Raw genomic sequence first — 14,863 nt, 5'->3', positions numbered from 1 at the left:
TACATTAAATATAATGATTGTTAGGTGTTAGTTCATGTGTTTACGACCTCGATTAATCACTGCAATCGTTTAAAATTGAATTAGTTGAATATTTAAAATATAACGACTGTGATCTATGTCAACTTGTAGATGGTAGAGGTAGGTGTCATTGTGTTGTGTGATTTGTTGTTAAATTAAAAAGTCGATAGTTCAAAGGAACTGAGAAGAGAACTAGGCTTCTATTCTATTTTTACTTCAAGCTAGTGCTATTCATCTTCTTATACGAAGAGTAGGGCGGCGTGCTATTACGTCGTGATGGTTGCTGTGAAGTTGCGCAAACTATTGCGTACCTTAGGGAAAGCTAAACGCCAGTTAGTATTGAAGGTATTCATGGCTGGTTGGGTTTGAAGCTGTCGAGCGTAAATGCAAACTTTAATCTTTGAAAGATTTGAAAGCAAAGAAGTACTAACAAGGTTTAAAAAAACCGCAATGATGTAGCCGCTTACGTCAAAGGATTGGTGTAGGTTTGAATGGTTATTTAGATCTTCTGTGATTTCTGCCTAAACCAGTATGGGGTAGATGCTGTGGTCTGTCGTGCTGACGAACAGCATCAAGAGTGGTGGAGGATGTATCCGCAGCCGAGTTAACATGAGCTTGTCATAACGACCGATTAAAATGATAAGGCTCGCGAAGTTTTCTGGTTTTTTTGTGCCCTAATAACGGACCTAGATCACTGATTGCGCAGGAAATCAATATACCGTACAGAGGTTTGACCTGATGGTTTTTAGAGCTTAAAACGAACGCTTTTCCTTGCCTTATGCAAGTGGTTGAGTTATTAAGGGTTAGATGTCGTTCATGTGAAACCAGAACAAATTGGAGTTGGCTTGTGATTAATAAACGATTTTTTAAAACAAAAGATGAAGTAGAAGTGACTTTTGTCCTTGATGTAGATAAAGCATCGTCGGTAGCCTTGGTAGCAGACTTCCTAGATTGGAAAGCGCAACCAATGAAACTGAATAAGAAAGACAAAGCATTCAAATTTAAAACGCGTTTGCCGAAAGGAAAAGAGTTTGAATTTCGTTATCTAGTAAATGAATCTGAGTGGGTAAACGATGCTCAAGCAGACCGCTACGTACCAAATTCATTCGGACAAGATAATGGTTTGATTTCTACGATTCAGGCGTAATTATTTTTCTGAAATTTATTTCGAGCGCTACTATCTAAGTAGCGCTTTTTCGTTCTTTTATTCACGATTATTTTTGCTCGTTACGTATCTTTCTCGCCTAGTCTGAAGACAATCTCAGCTTCAAATAATCAATGAACAGCTTGGTGCGAGTATGCTCATAATCCAGTTTTGGGTAGTAAGCATATACCGTGGTACTTTCCGCTGAAATACTTGGCAAAATCTGCACTAAATCTCCCGATTCTAGCAAATCCTCTATAAGAACACGGCTAGTGGCTAATACGCCCATGCCTGCTTTCGCACCATAAAACAGCGCTTCTGGGTTGGTGGTAACAAAGTTGCCCTCTAGGCTGATTCTTTGCCCATTGGAAAGCACCATTTCTCTGCCTAGTTGTTCTCCCCACAAAAGGATGTTGTGTTGTTTGAGAGCGTCAACAGTGAGTGGCGTGCCTTTACTTGCAAGGTAATCCGGTGAAGCAAAAAACTCAGGGCTATGCTCAAACAGCGGGGTGGCCTTGAAGCTGAGTGAGTTGAGTTGTTCCAATTTTCGGCTGATGTGTAAATCTAAACTCATTTCGGGTAACTGCCCAGGAATGGTGGTGATTAACTGCACTTTGATATCCGGGTACTGTTGTAAGAAGTCATTCAAATAACGGACGATAAATTTAGAACCTACCACCAGTGTTGCGCCAATTTTGAGTACACCTGCCGGGGTTTGGTTAACCGAGCGAGTTTCATCAATGACGGATTGCCACTGCTCCATTTGCACACATGAGCGTTTGTAGAACAGTGCGCCAGCCTCTGTTAAGTTGATGGTGCGAGTCGTGCGTTTTAGTAATTGCACCCCAACTCGTTCTTCGAGCCAATGAATTCTCTTACTGATGGCCGAACTGGTGGTATTGAGTCTTCGAGCGGCACCGGTGAAGCTTCCCTCATCGACCACTCGAATATAACTGCGTATTGCTTCATTCCAGTCCATTACCTTTCCTTTTCGATTTGGTCATTAGTTCTTTGTAGGACTTAATCTATTTCCTGATTGGCTGATTATCAATCTTAATGACTAAATGTACACTAGTTGCATGAAGAATGAATCGTTTAATAGACTGCCGTTGTTTCTCGCAATGATGGTGATTGCCACCGGTCAGGTTGGCGTTGGAATTTACCTCCCCGCATTACCACTTATCAGTGGTGACTTAGGTGTGCAGGCCGATCAGGTTCAGTACATCGTAACGGGCTACTTAGTCAGCCTTGGGCTCTCTCAATTGTTTTACGGGCCAGTCGCTGATGCGATAGGGCGCCGGCCGGTATTTATATTTGGCCAGGGGCTCTATTTGGTGGGTACATTGATATGTGTTCTGTTTGGCCATGACTTAACCATGATCATTATTGGCCGGGTTCTACAAGGATTTGGTGCAGGCAGCGCGTCGGTCATTGGTGCCAGTATTCTTCGGGATTCGTATAGCGGCGGGCAGTTGGCTCGAGCGTTGTCTTATATGTCTATTATGGGCTCTGTCATGCCGATGGTCTCCCCTGTGTTGGGAGGGTGGCTTGCCTGGAATTTCGGTTGGCAATCTGTGTTCTTTTTTGTGTTTGTTTATGTCGGGGCTATCTATGTTCTGGGTTGTTATATTTTACCCGAAACTCTGCCTTATAAGACGTCTAAACCAAAGTTGAATTCAGTTTTTCAGCGTTATATAGGGCTTATAAAGAGCAGCCAAGTGTTAACCAGTGCTTCTTATAATTGGATCAACTTTCTGATGATTATGGTGACCTTGTCGTTAATGCCCTATTTATTACAAGATGAGTTGGGTATGAGCACAGCCGACTACGGTGTGGTTATGATTCTGCCATCCTTTGGTTTGCTACTTGGTAGTTTAGTGCAAAATGTCATACGCCGGTATTTGAGCTGCCATCAGATATTGGCGTTGGCCTTGATGATGTGCAGTGTGTCTGGTATGTGGTTACTGCTTAGCGATATGACCATGTTTTCTCTCATTGCTTCGGTTTGGCTCCTAGCGACAGCGCAGGGCTTTATTGCTCCAGTTGCTAACAGATTGCTGCTGGAACCTCATAAACGACAAGCAGGGACGGTTACAGCGCTATCTGGCGCGATACAGATGTCACTGACCGGAGTGTTGGGCGGATGGCTTGCAACGTGGGTGCATAGCCAAACGACGCTTGGGCTATTTTATTTAATCATGACTGTGATCATGTTGGGCTTATTGGGGTATCGCGTTTATAGCCAAAAGAGCCATAAGATAACCACCGCAACTGGCTAAGTCTGAGGGAGCGAGCCAGTAATGAGTAGGTGCTCATAATATGTCGTATTATGAGCTAAAAATGAAACTCGTCTAACGTCGCGAATTAGCCCTTTTCTTGTCGTCATTTTGCGGCCTACTTATCATGAACATAAAAGCTGAGTTGCATAATAAAAGTACTAAAGCTAACGTGAAATTTGATAATGATTCCATAATTATAAAAAATTTCAGTGGGCTTAGGGTGAACAAAGTGCAGAAACAGCAAATAATCTCAACGGTTTCATCCGCTCGCGATCATAAAATAGTGGCAGACATGGTGTTCGATTTTCTTGTGAAGCGAGTTAACCCCAGAGCCATGTACTTCATTCAAGATCCATTATTGGTGCCCGAAGCCAATCCGCTGTACTCCCGAGGCGATTATACCCCCGTTATTTCCTTTCCTGAGACGTTCTGGCGTTGGGCCTCCCAATTTGATACCTCGGAGAACCTTATCCCACTTGAGATCAACACTTGTGCATGGAACTACCAAGACGCGTTAGGCGGTGAGTGCTATATCATGATGTTTGATAATCACCACGACTGGCGGACCTATTTGTTTGTCGAAGCAGTCGACCCAAAGTGTGTTGAAGATCAGAACTTTCGGTTGGACTTAGATGTACTTAATTTTGTGGCTTTACGTTGGCAGTGTTTGCGAGCAGAACGAGACGCTGCGCGTGAGTTTAAAAATCGCGATATCCGTGAAGCCAAGTACCTAGATGAGATCCGTTCACGAGAGCAATTTATTGAACAGATGAAAATGATCCAGCAAGTTGCAGTGGGGCTATCGAACCCGCCAACGTTGGACGAGCTGTATTTAGGCATTGTTGAAGCTATGCGGCATCAACTTGGGTTTGATCGCAGTGTGTTCATGTTGTTAGATTTGAAAAAGCGATGCTTTACGGGGACTTATGGAACCAATGAGAGCGGAGAAACCATTTCGGAATACCACACTATCTACGATATTCATCAATTAGAAGAGCAATACATTGAAGCATTGTATAGCCCGAATGAGAACTTAGTGATCATTGAAGACGCCCCGCTTTATAGCTCTGGTTCTGTGGTCGGGCAGGGCTGGAATGGCATGCTGATATTACGCGATGGAGACGATGCGATAGGCTGGGTGGCATTCGACAATTTTATTCGCCGTGAGCCAATTAGTAAATATGATAGAGGTATCTTGCGATCCCTTGGTTCCTTGATGTCTCAAATCTACATTCGTAAAAGACAAGAACAGAACATGCGTTTATTGCATTCAAGCATGGTAGAACTGTCTCGTTGCACTACGGTTAGCGAAGTGTGTCGTTCGGCCGTGGACTTTGCTATTCATCATCTTGGTATTGACCGTTTGGCGGTGTTCCTGACTGACAGTGAGTTAACTCAGATACAAGGCACTTGGGGAACAGATATTCAAGGTAATGTGGTGGATGAAAGCTATTATCAAAGTGAAGTTCAATATGATAGGCCGTTAGTCAGCACGGCGATAGCACAACCAAATGAAATTTCGTTTGAAGACTATGTCCCCATCTATCATGACAAACGCATTGTCGGTAACGGTTGGACTGCCATGACATTACTGAAAAGCTCAACTGAAGGGCCAATTGCATTCATTGCCGCAGACAATCTATTGTCTCGTAAACCGCTAACCAGTCAACTACAAGAATTGATGTTGCTATTTGCGTCCAATTTGACGGAAGTGCTTCAACGTACCAAAGCACAAGAAGGGATACGCAACCTAAACGAAAATCTTGAGCGCGAAGTTAAAAGGCGCACGTTAGAGTTGGAGCAAGCCAACCAACAACTAGAACTGCTGTCTAACATAGATCCTCTGACAAGGCTTGGTAATCGTCGTCAATTGAGTAAATTGATGGATAATTTCGAGTCTATGCCGAACAACGTCTCTGTCGGGTTTGGCCTGATTTTGTTGGATATTGATTTCTTCGGCTTATTTAACAACGCTTATGGCCACCTTGAAGGAGATATTACGCTGATACGTATTGGTAATATTTTGAGTGGATTTTGCAAAACAGACGAAGAGAGCTTCTGCCGAATTGGTGGAGAGGAATTCGCCTTATTGTTATCAGGTACCACAGATAAAAACACCTCACAGTTGGCTGAAAAAATCCGCCATGCCATTGAGAAAGAAGCCATTGCTCATAATCAGAACCCACCATCTAACCTGTTAACGGTTTCTGTGGGGTATTATTTTGCGTCTACGCTGCCAAAAAGCTTCGACTTTGAGACCATGTATAGCAAAGCCGATGACGCACTCTATGAAGCTAAATCTGCAGGGAGAAATAGAGTGGTGGGCTCAAGCGAAGCTTGTTATGAGGCAAGTTTCGTATGAGGAATATTTTGTCGTGTGTCTTTATTCATAATGAATAGATTGATGTTCAGCCAATCAATGAGTGTTTACACATTAAAGTGCACGGAGCTATTGGTCTGGATTATAATTTCTGCATTTGGTATAACCTCATGTAATTATTTGAATTTTCTCGTTAGGAAATGGAATGTCATACCAAATAAATGCTCATTTTGGACATTATCAAACTCTATCTAAAACGGCTGTCGTGGCGAGTTTTGCTGCGCTACTTTCTGCTTGTAGCAGCACATCGACTACATCTAATCAGTTTTCCCCAGACACTAAATGGCATTCTAGCCAGCTCGACAATGGGCTTGGTTATCATCTTTATCAGAAAAAAGGTGAGCCAATTGAGTTGCGATTCATCGTACGGGCAGGGGCGCTCAATGAGTCGAAGAGTCAATACGGCTATGCGCATTTCCTAGAACATATGGCCTTTAACGGCACTAAGCATCACCAGGGCACCGACATTGTTGCAGAGTTTGAAAAAGCGGGAATGAGCTTTGGTGCTGACTTAAACGCATTCACATCCCATGACGTCACTTCTTATACATTATCTCTTCCAGACCAAACCAGCCTTGCTATGGCATTAGAGTGGCTTCGAGATGTCGGTGATGGCATCAGTTTTAGCCCTGCCGAAGTTGAAAAAGAAAAAGGCGTCGTACTTGGCGAGCTTAGAAGTTACGAGCGTAATGAAAAATCTGTATTTGATCAGGCATTTGATGTAGCACTAGGGGATTCGCTCTATGCTACTTACGAAGTCTTGGGTACGAAAGAGAGCATTTCAAATATCGATATTGAGCAATTGAAAGCCTTTTATCGAGCGTGGTACGTACCGAATAACACGGAACTTGTTATTGTCGGTGATTTTGACAAAACAGCTCTAGTTAAAGCGATCCGAGATGAGTTTGGATCGTGGAAAAAGCAAGATGTAGCGGTGATTTCACCTCCGGATGAAATTAAAGTTTGGGATAGCCAAGAGCTGTTGTTGGATGCTCCTGAGGGGTCGTCGTCTGGCTATGGACTTTTTAGCCACCTTCGTACGCTGGGTGATTCAGATAAGCTAAGCCAACAAGAAGATTTTTATATTGATCTGGTTAACGAACTGGTTTCCAACCGCTTAAAAAATCGAGCGTTTGAAGAAAATAAATTGCTGCTTGATATCGGCGCCCAGTCATTTGTGGTTTACGATCAACAATATAGAGTAATTTATGCAGACTACGATGAGCAAGAACGCTTAACCATGCTTGAGTTCATGGCTAAAGAGCTGACGAGTATTCGTGATTATGGTTTTGTAGACAATGAGTTGTACACTGTGATGTCTCAGTTTAACAGCGAGCACGCCAATATCGACTTAGACGAAACCAACACTAGCTCTAACAGTATTGCGAACTACAAGCAAAACACCCTCATCGATGATCGAGTTTATCAGGATATCGAAGATTATCGCGACAATTTGAAGGTATTTATAGACAAAGTTACCCTTAGTGATGTGAACCAACGTGTGCGTCTTCAATTAAATTCAAACTTAAAGCACATCTACTCAGCAAGCTTAGCTGATGACATAACGTTGGCAGATAAACAGCGTAAATTGCAATCCTATCATCTTCCTATGCTCGCTATGCTGGAGCAGCCTGGCCAGCAAACTTATATTAGCAGTGTCCCTAGTGAACTGATTACGCCGACTTCCCATGGCAAAGTTGTTGAGCAAAAAACGTTGAATGAGAATATGCATTTTTGGCAGTTGGATAACGGCATAAAGGTGTGGTTAAAACGTTTACCAGAAGCCGAGAAAGAACTGTATTTGTCGTACGCTGCGAGAGGGGGAATTAAAAGTGTGGATGCCAAATTTAATCCGGCAATTGAGCTGGCGTTAGATTCATTCATGCGCAGTGGTCTAGGGAAGTTCAATGCGATTGAAGCCGATCGTTTCTTGACAGAAAATGGCATTTCTCTTTACCCGCTGCTGGCTTCGAGCGCGCAAGGGTTTAGTATGACTTCCCATAAGGGATCACTCGATAACGCTTTTTCTGCGTTATACACCGCAGCTACTTCAATGCAGGTACAGCCGAATCAGCTTGAGTTAGTAAAAAAGAATGTGATTAACAATCGTACTCAAGGGTTGAAATCGTCCTCGGGCCAGTTGACTAAAGCGGCCCGTGAAGCCTTGTATCAACCGAACAGTTATTATCAGCACCCATCTTTAGAGCAGATTAACGCGGTAACGGCGCAGGAAGTACAGAGTCTTTATGATGGACTTTTTCGTCAAAAGCACGGCTTTGACGTCGTGATTGTTGCGGATATGTCTGCATCCGAAATTGAACCCTACTTGACTCGTTACCTTGCTAATATCCAATATGATGAAACAACCGATATGGGGTCGCAATCGGCAAAATTAGTCAAAGATCCTAACGATCTTCGGTTAGATATTTCGAAAGAAAATAGCGTCGCGTTTAACCAGTTCTACTCAGGTTATTTTGTTACCGATTCAACTCGTGAGTTAATCCAGCTTGATTTGATTTACTACTTACTCGAGACTCGCTACCGAAATGAACTGCGAGAAGAAAGAGGGTTAGATTATACGCCAGCCGTTATTCTATCTGTTGAAGATAAGGCCGATATCGCTTCTGTCGTCATTAGTTTGAATCTAGATACCTCTGACGTAGAGAAAGCTCGAAAGGCATTGAATGACATCCATAAAGAGCTGGCAAACGGCTTTACTCAGCTAGAGTTGGATACCGCAAAAAAACAGGTAATCCATTCGCTTTCGATGCAAAAAGACAACCCATTAGCTCAACTCTCCTGGCACCAACGAGCAGTGCTGTATGGCTATGATTTTGAAATATTCAGCGGTGCTCCAGCTCTTCTCGATAAGATTTCATTAGATGATGTGAATAGTACTCTGGACGGGCTAATAGGGCAAAATACGGTAACGTTTGTTGCGGAATTATGGCCAAAACCGTAATGATGAGACTGTTAAGCTTCTATCTAGCGGTTATTTAGCTTGTAAATGAACCGATTAAAAGCCGCTCAGAGTTGGATTTCTGAGTGGCTTTTCTATATCGATGATTAAACTGAGAACTTAGATTCAGTCATCGTCAGTTTACAGTTTAGCCAGAGCTGAATTAGGGCTTTTGGCGGTTTGGTGAGACAAGCGTTTGAACATGGTTTTCAATGCTTGGTTATCAAATGTAACGCCTTTCTGTTGAGATGAAATGCAATATAAGCTCGCAAGAAACGGATCAACCAGTGTTTGTAGCTTGTTTTGATCTTCAGTCGATACTGAATAAGTGGTTTTCCAACTCTGATAATGGCGACTGAACTCGATACCGTCGTTATCATCTAGAGCCTTGTTGATTGACAGCAATAATGTTGAATGGGCGTCGACGTGTGCGACAGGTAATGTTGAGTTGATATTTGACCCAGCACTCCTTTCTTTCAGCCAAAGGGCGACAAACACAAGCCAAAGCATCGCAAATAGCCCGCTCACATAAGGCCAGATACCTGCATCGTAAACCGTGATGGTGTCAGTGGGTTTGAACGGCGTGACAGCGGGGACTAAATTGACGGATTCCGTGCTGGCTTCAACCGTCCAATTTGCGCCGTCAACCTTTGCGAATTGTGCTTCGTTAGATTCACTATGCCACCAGTTCACACCGACGCTCGGGAGGGTGTATTCTCCATCCTGTTTGGCGATTAAAACCTGCTTTAATGTCATGGTGGTGATGCCATTTTCATCCGTTTGATAGGTTGCGGGCTCTTGATATAAACGAATGTTATCCGAGTATTCCACCACCAAGTTTGGCAATTGTTGCGCAGATAAATTAGCAGCCTTGAGAACTAAGGTACGGCTAAGGGGCGTGCCGACTTCTGAGACAAAAGTACTGCTGTTGATCTGTGCGCCATCAGCATCTTGCCAAAGTTGTTGTAGCGACAGCTGTGTGGTTGGCAACCAAGTACCTTGGTAATCACTGGGTTTGTCTTTGATGTTGAGAGTAACGGGTTGAGCGCTTGCATTCAATTGGATCAACCGAGTGCGGCCACGCTTATCAGCTTCGACTAATGAGCCTGTTAATGTCGGTGGAGTTAAGGTGACAGTACCGGCTTGATTGGCACTGACAGTAAAAGATTGCTCAACCACGGTTGCTTGAATGCCACCAATGACGGTTTGGTACTGATTGGCTTCCGCCACAGGTGTGATGGTTAGCCCGTCGCCTGTTGGCGCTTTAATACTCGTGCTTTGCAATCGACGTGGGTCTGCTTTTAGAATCAGTTTAGTGTGAAGAAGCGTGGTTTCTCCGATGTACAGCGTGTGTTTATCTACTCCTGCTTGCATCTTCACCACGTCTGCTTGGGTGGTTGCATCGCTGTCCATGGAAACTTGCACGTCTATCGCTTCTGTTTTGGCTCCGTTAATGTCAAAGCTCGGAATGGTCAATACACCCAACCGGCTCGCCGCGAGCGCGATTTTCCATTCGCTCCGTAGGGATGTTTGTCCATTGACGCTATTTTGATAAGAACCAAAGCTCGGGCGGCCAATATAAAAGTCTGGCTCTAGGGTTGAGAAGTCGATTTCGTTGCCTTTTGCTCGAGTATCCACGCTGATGGTCAACTGAAACACTTCGTCTTTATTGACTTTGTTAGTACTTACACTCGCGGTGGCGACTGGGGCTGCGTGACTTAGAGTGCTAGCGAATGATGCTAAACAGGCGATCAATAATAGGGGCCATGCTTTGAAAATAGAGATTTTTACCATGATTTATTCACTTTGTTAGGTGATTTTTTCTGTTGTGCTTGCAAGAGCATCTGCGCTTTTAATAAGAAACTTGGATCGCCTTGGCTTTGGATCTGTTCCAATTTTCGCAAGTTCGGGTCTACCTGTTGTGTGTTGTCCGTATCTTGTGTCATTGATGCTGCTTTAGCGTGACCACTTTCATTCTCGTTGGGATCTTGTTCTGCTTTTTGTTCAGCCTCAGTTTTTTGTTGAGAAGCTTGATTAGCGTCATCTGAAGACGGTTGTTCTTGAGACGATTCGTTTTGAGACTGCTCATCGTCAGGTTGCTCAGCTTGAGATTGACGCTCTTCAGATGGACTTTGCTGTTCAGGCTGCCCCTGATTGGACTGATTGGACTGATTGGACTGATTTTGATCGCGATCGCTCTTATGTTGATCATTGCCTTTTTGCTCATGGCTTGGTTGATCGTTGTCGCCATCTTTCTGCTTCTGATTCTGTTGCTCCTGCTCCTGCTCCTGCTTTTGCTTCAGCGCTTGCTCTACGATGCTTAGGTTCTTTTTGATATCAGTCGCGTTAGGTGCCTCTTTCAACAAAGATTGATAGGCCGACTTGGCTTTCTCCAAATCACCGTTTTGCGCTAATGCGTTAGCCAGGTTGTACTTCGCATGGGGCGTGTCGATACCTTGTAGGCTATCGATGGCTTGCTGATACTCACCTGCTTGATAGTGCGCCACCCCTTGCCATTCTTTACTTTCAAATTGGTTTGCCGCTTGTTGGTAGTCTTGCTGTTGAAAAGACTCATAACCTTGTTGGTCAGCATTTTTCAAAGGTGCTGATAGGGATGCCGCCATCGCGTGTTGATTTGGAACGAGTGGCAGAATCACTAAGGTCAGTGAAAATAACCAGCCTTTACGAAATAAGCTAAGTAACGGCAGTAGTACAAACGGCAGCAGCCAGAAGCCGTTATTGATACGGCTTTCGAGTTGCTCTCCGTTGGTCTCTGAGTTGTGGCCGTCTGTTCTGGACGTTGCGCTGAAACTGGCAATGGCATCGACATCTTGATTATCTTGTCTTATCGGGCTGAACACGCCGCCTGTGCTGCGTGCCAAGCTTTGCAATCCAGGCAAGTTAGCGGTTGCCATCACCGTTACGCCGCTGTTGTCTTTTAACAGTGTCCCGTCAGTTTGAGTGATAGGAGCACCTTGTTGTGTGCCCACCGCGAGAATTGAAATACGCCACTGTTGATTCTGCAGGTGTTTTTTTAACGCTTCTAGTTGATGAGAATCAATATCGTCGGCGAGCACAACTACGTCACCTTGCTGGTGGCCTGCTTCGGTCATCAGTTGGATGGCTTGCTCGATGCCTGCCTGTAAGTTACCGCCTTGGAATGGCATGATCTCCGGTGTTAAGTTTTGAATCAAATCGGCTAAGGTTTCACTGTCGCTGGTTAATGGACTTAGAGTGTAGGCGTCTCCAGCAAAGGCAACTAGGCCTGTGGTGCCTTCTTTCCATTTAGGCAGTAGATCCAACGCCTTGTACTTGAGTTGCGTGAGGCGGTTAGGCTTTATGTCGGTTGCGTATAAACTGCGAGACATATCCAATACCAACACACGAGCACTTTGCAGTTGAAACGCAGGGCGTTCTTGTTGTTGCCAACTTGGCCCGGCTAAAGCGATGCATCCGAAGACCCAGCTGACCAGCAAGATCTTAGGTATATGAGATGTGTGGCTTTGTGCAAGCCCTAGCCCTGTAGCGATATGAGAAGCGATTAGGCCTTGCTTCGACTGGTTACGAATAAGCCATGTGGCCAATGCAATTGCTGGGAGTATGGCGAGTAACCATAATGGTGTGATGAACATAAAATCAGCCACGGTGCCTCCTTAAAACGGCAAGAAGCATCGACAAGAATAAAGCAATGGCGAGCGGTAGCGTGAACCATTCTGATTGTGGTCGCCAGGTTTGACTGACTGACGTAATAGGCTCTAGCTTATTAATTTCATTATAGATATTGGCCAAATCTTGGCTGTCTCTTGCTCGGAAATATTGGCCACCGGTCATTTCGGCAATATTGGTGAGTGTTTTCTCATCCAGATCTTGCGCTGTGTTCACAGTACGCTCGAAAAAAAAGTCTTTCACAACCATTTCACCGGCACCAACACCAATGGTGTAAATTGTTGCGTCGTATTGTTTGGCGATTTTGGTCGCTTCAATGGGATCGATGATGCCTGCGGTATTGCTGCCATCACTGAGTAAGACCATGACACGCTGTGGCGCATCGCTATCAATGAACGTTTTGGTGGCAAGACCAATGCCTTCACCTATGGCGGTTTGGGTGCCGATTAGCTTTAATACCGTGCGATTAAGCTGCTGTTTGACGGTGTTCTTGTCTAGCGTTAATGGCGTTTGCAAGTAGGCGTGATCAGCAAACAGAACTAGGCCTAGTCGGTCACCCGTTCGTTGATCTATGAAGTCTCCGACTACTTGTTTGACGGCAGTTAAACGATCGATAAAATTGTCACCTTGCTTCATGTCTTCCTGGCTCATGGAGTAAGACAGATCAACGACCAACATCATATCGCGGTGCTTTGGATGAAACTCTATCGGATCACCCAGCCACACTGGGCGAGCGAGCGCTGCGACCGTCATTATCCACGTCATGATCGCCAGTAACTTAAGCAACTTGGAAAGGCTGGGTGTTTGCGCGTCTTCCGCTGGCACGAATGGCAGTCGGACGGCTTCTTGGTTTGGTGCTGGTGGCGCGAAGAAATAAACCAAAAGCGGTAATGGCAGTAGCAAAAAAGCCCACCACCAAGCGAAACTAAGCATGGGTGACTCCTCGGTTCTTTTTGATCTTTAGTCTCTGCGGTGGCAGGGCTTGGGATATCCACTGTTTAGCGTCTGCGATTAGTTCTGGGTCTGCTGAGTTTGATTGGTACAGTGCATCATTCCAGCGATTGTGCTTGCTTTCGAATCGTGGCTTTTTTAACTGCTGATCCAAAAACTGATACCAGAGACTTCCAGTTAGGGCGGCAATCTCGTGACGAGGAAAATAGCTCATCGCCGCTTGGCGCATTAGATCATGAGCCTCGATGACGCTGGTTGATGTAGAAAACTGGCGAAGTGCTTGTTTTTTGGCTCGGTGTTTTTGCTCGCGACGGTACAACGCGTAAATGAGAGCAAAGATCAGACCTAACGTGGCTAAGATAATCAGCCACCATCCCCATGCTAGGGGCCATGCGCTGGGTTCTAATGGTAAACGCAGAGACTCAAGTGGGAGGGGAGGTGGCGTTCTTACTGGCTGGGTACTATTAACGGCCATGATGCCCTCCACTTTGTTGTAGATCGTGCAGTTGAGTCAGCAAAGATGCGCTACTAGATAGCTCGCTAATCGGTATCGCTAACGACTGGCAAGCTTGGGTAAAAGGAGTCAACGCATATTGGTACTGTTGCTCTATTTTGGCTTTAGTTGTTTTTGAACCAAAATTTAACCAAGCGCTGCTTAGGGCGTCTTTTACGTGGGCAAGCCCTGTGTATTGTGTGTCACCGTGTTCGAGAGGATCGGATATTTGGACGGCTCGAATGTGGTTATGTTGGCGGAGTTGGCTGAGCAGAGCTTGGTGTTTCTCGCCAAACCGTTGGAAATCACTGATGAGTATCACGTCACTGCCTTTGGGGCATAATCGGTGAAGAGATTGCAAAACGTCGGTCACGGAGGTCGAGTTTTCCGATGTTTGGTTGGATGCAAGGGCGTCACAGTGCTTTCTAACCAGTTGGTCTGCTATGTATAAAGCACCTTTGGCCCGAGCCGTGGGCTTTAGATCGTAAAGGGAGACACCATCATCAATAATGGCTCCGATCCGATCGCCCTGACTGACGGTTAGCCAACTGATCAAGCTGGCCATGTGGGCTGCTTGTACGGATTTAAGCATCAGCTGAGAGCCAAAACGCATGGTTGTGCTCAGGTCGATATACAGTATAACGGGTTGCTCTCGTTCTTCTGTAAACAACTTGGTGTGCGTTTTCCCTGTGCGAGCGGTAACACGCCAATCAATAGAGCGAATATCGTCACCGGCTTGGTACTGGCGTACTTCAGAAAAGTCCATACCTCGGCCTTGGTGCCGGCTTTGGTGACCACCGTTTAGCTGAGACCATAAACTTCTCGCGGGTGGCTGCCAGTGTACGGCTTGGTTTTTATAGGCGAGCAGTTCGTCTAAGCACAGTTGTACGCCATTGCTTTTATCAGGTAACGCCTGCGTGAGTGCTGTGCTTGCCAAAGTTGCTGACCTACTTTCTTTTGTCACTTTCATGGT

General features: G+C 45.0%; 10 protein-coding genes. 4 read left to right on the top strand and 6 right to left on the bottom strand.

What is annotated here, in order from left to right; translation table 11 throughout:
* The first annotated feature begins 865 nt into the window (after window positions 1-865).
* Window positions 866-1,165: an isoamylase early set domain-containing protein gene (locus QWZ04_RS16470; protein WP_290329346.1), complete on the top strand. Its 300-nt coding sequence runs from the start codon at window positions 866-868 to the stop codon at window positions 1,163-1,165.
* 97 nt (window positions 1,166-1,262) lie between these two features.
* On the opposite strand, the gene QWZ04_RS16465 is transcribed toward QWZ04_RS16470, so the two are convergent.
* Entirely contained in the window at window positions 1,263-2,141 is an 879-nt protein-coding gene (locus tag QWZ04_RS16465; protein ID WP_290329345.1) for a LysR family transcriptional regulator, read from the bottom strand.
* Between the two features lie 100 nt (window positions 2,142-2,241).
* Between QWZ04_RS16465 and QWZ04_RS16460 the strand changes: the two genes are divergently transcribed.
* The 3 genes from QWZ04_RS16460 (at window position 2,242) to QWZ04_RS16450 (ending at window position 8,783) form a co-directional block, all read left to right on the top strand.
* Window positions 2,242-3,441, top strand: coding sequence for a multidrug effflux MFS transporter (locus QWZ04_RS16460; protein ID WP_290329344.1), 1,200 nt, complete (start codon window positions 2,242-2,244; stop codon window positions 3,439-3,441).
* 229 nt (window positions 3,442-3,670) lie between these two features.
* Entirely contained in the window at window positions 3,671-5,803 is a 2,133-nt protein-coding gene (locus QWZ04_RS16455) for a sensor domain-containing diguanylate cyclase (RefSeq protein ID WP_435433624.1), read from the top strand.
* A 163-nt stretch (window positions 5,804-5,966) separates the two neighbouring features.
* The gene (locus tag QWZ04_RS16450) at window positions 5,967-8,783 is read left to right on the top strand and encodes a M16 family metallopeptidase (RefSeq protein WP_290329343.1); all 2,817 of its coding nucleotides are present in this window, start codon (window positions 5,967-5,969) and stop codon (window positions 8,781-8,783) included.
* A gap of 138 nt (window positions 8,784-8,921) precedes the next feature.
* On the opposite strand, the gene QWZ04_RS16445 is transcribed toward QWZ04_RS16450, so the two are convergent.
* Genes QWZ04_RS16445 through QWZ04_RS16425 form a run of 5 tightly spaced genes read right to left on the bottom strand, consistent with a single transcriptional unit; the run spans window position 8,922 to window position 14,860 of the window.
* On the bottom strand, window positions 8,922-10,574 hold the full coding sequence (locus QWZ04_RS16445; RefSeq protein ID WP_290329342.1) for a BatD family protein: 1,653 nt from the start codon (window positions 10,572-10,574) through the stop codon (window positions 8,922-8,924).
* On the bottom strand, window positions 10,568-12,424 hold the full coding sequence (locus QWZ04_RS16440) for a vWA domain-containing protein (RefSeq protein ID WP_290329341.1): 1,857 nt from the start codon (window positions 12,422-12,424) through the stop codon (window positions 10,568-10,570). Before QWZ04_RS16440 ends, QWZ04_RS16445 begins: the two co-directional genes overlap by 7 nt.
* Window positions 12,417-13,379, bottom strand: coding sequence for a vWA domain-containing protein (locus QWZ04_RS16435; RefSeq protein WP_290329340.1), 963 nt, complete (start codon window positions 13,377-13,379; stop codon window positions 12,417-12,419). Before QWZ04_RS16435 ends, QWZ04_RS16440 begins: the two co-directional genes overlap by 8 nt.
* On the bottom strand, window positions 13,372-13,872 hold the full coding sequence (locus QWZ04_RS16430; RefSeq protein WP_290329339.1) for a DUF4381 domain-containing protein: 501 nt from the start codon (window positions 13,870-13,872) through the stop codon (window positions 13,372-13,374). Before QWZ04_RS16430 ends, QWZ04_RS16435 begins: the two co-directional genes overlap by 8 nt.
* Window positions 13,862-14,860, bottom strand: coding sequence for a DUF58 domain-containing protein (locus QWZ04_RS16425; protein WP_290329338.1), 999 nt, complete (start codon window positions 14,858-14,860; stop codon window positions 13,862-13,864). Before QWZ04_RS16425 ends, QWZ04_RS16430 begins: the two co-directional genes overlap by 11 nt.
* Window positions 14,861-14,863 lie beyond the last annotated feature (3 nt).

Source organism: Vibrio tapetis subsp. quintayensis (genome assembly GCF_030409945.1).
Taxonomy (GTDB): domain Bacteria; phylum Pseudomonadota; class Gammaproteobacteria; order Enterobacterales; family Vibrionaceae; genus Vibrio; species Vibrio quintayensis.
This window is presented reverse-complemented; position numbering and strand designations above follow the sequence as displayed.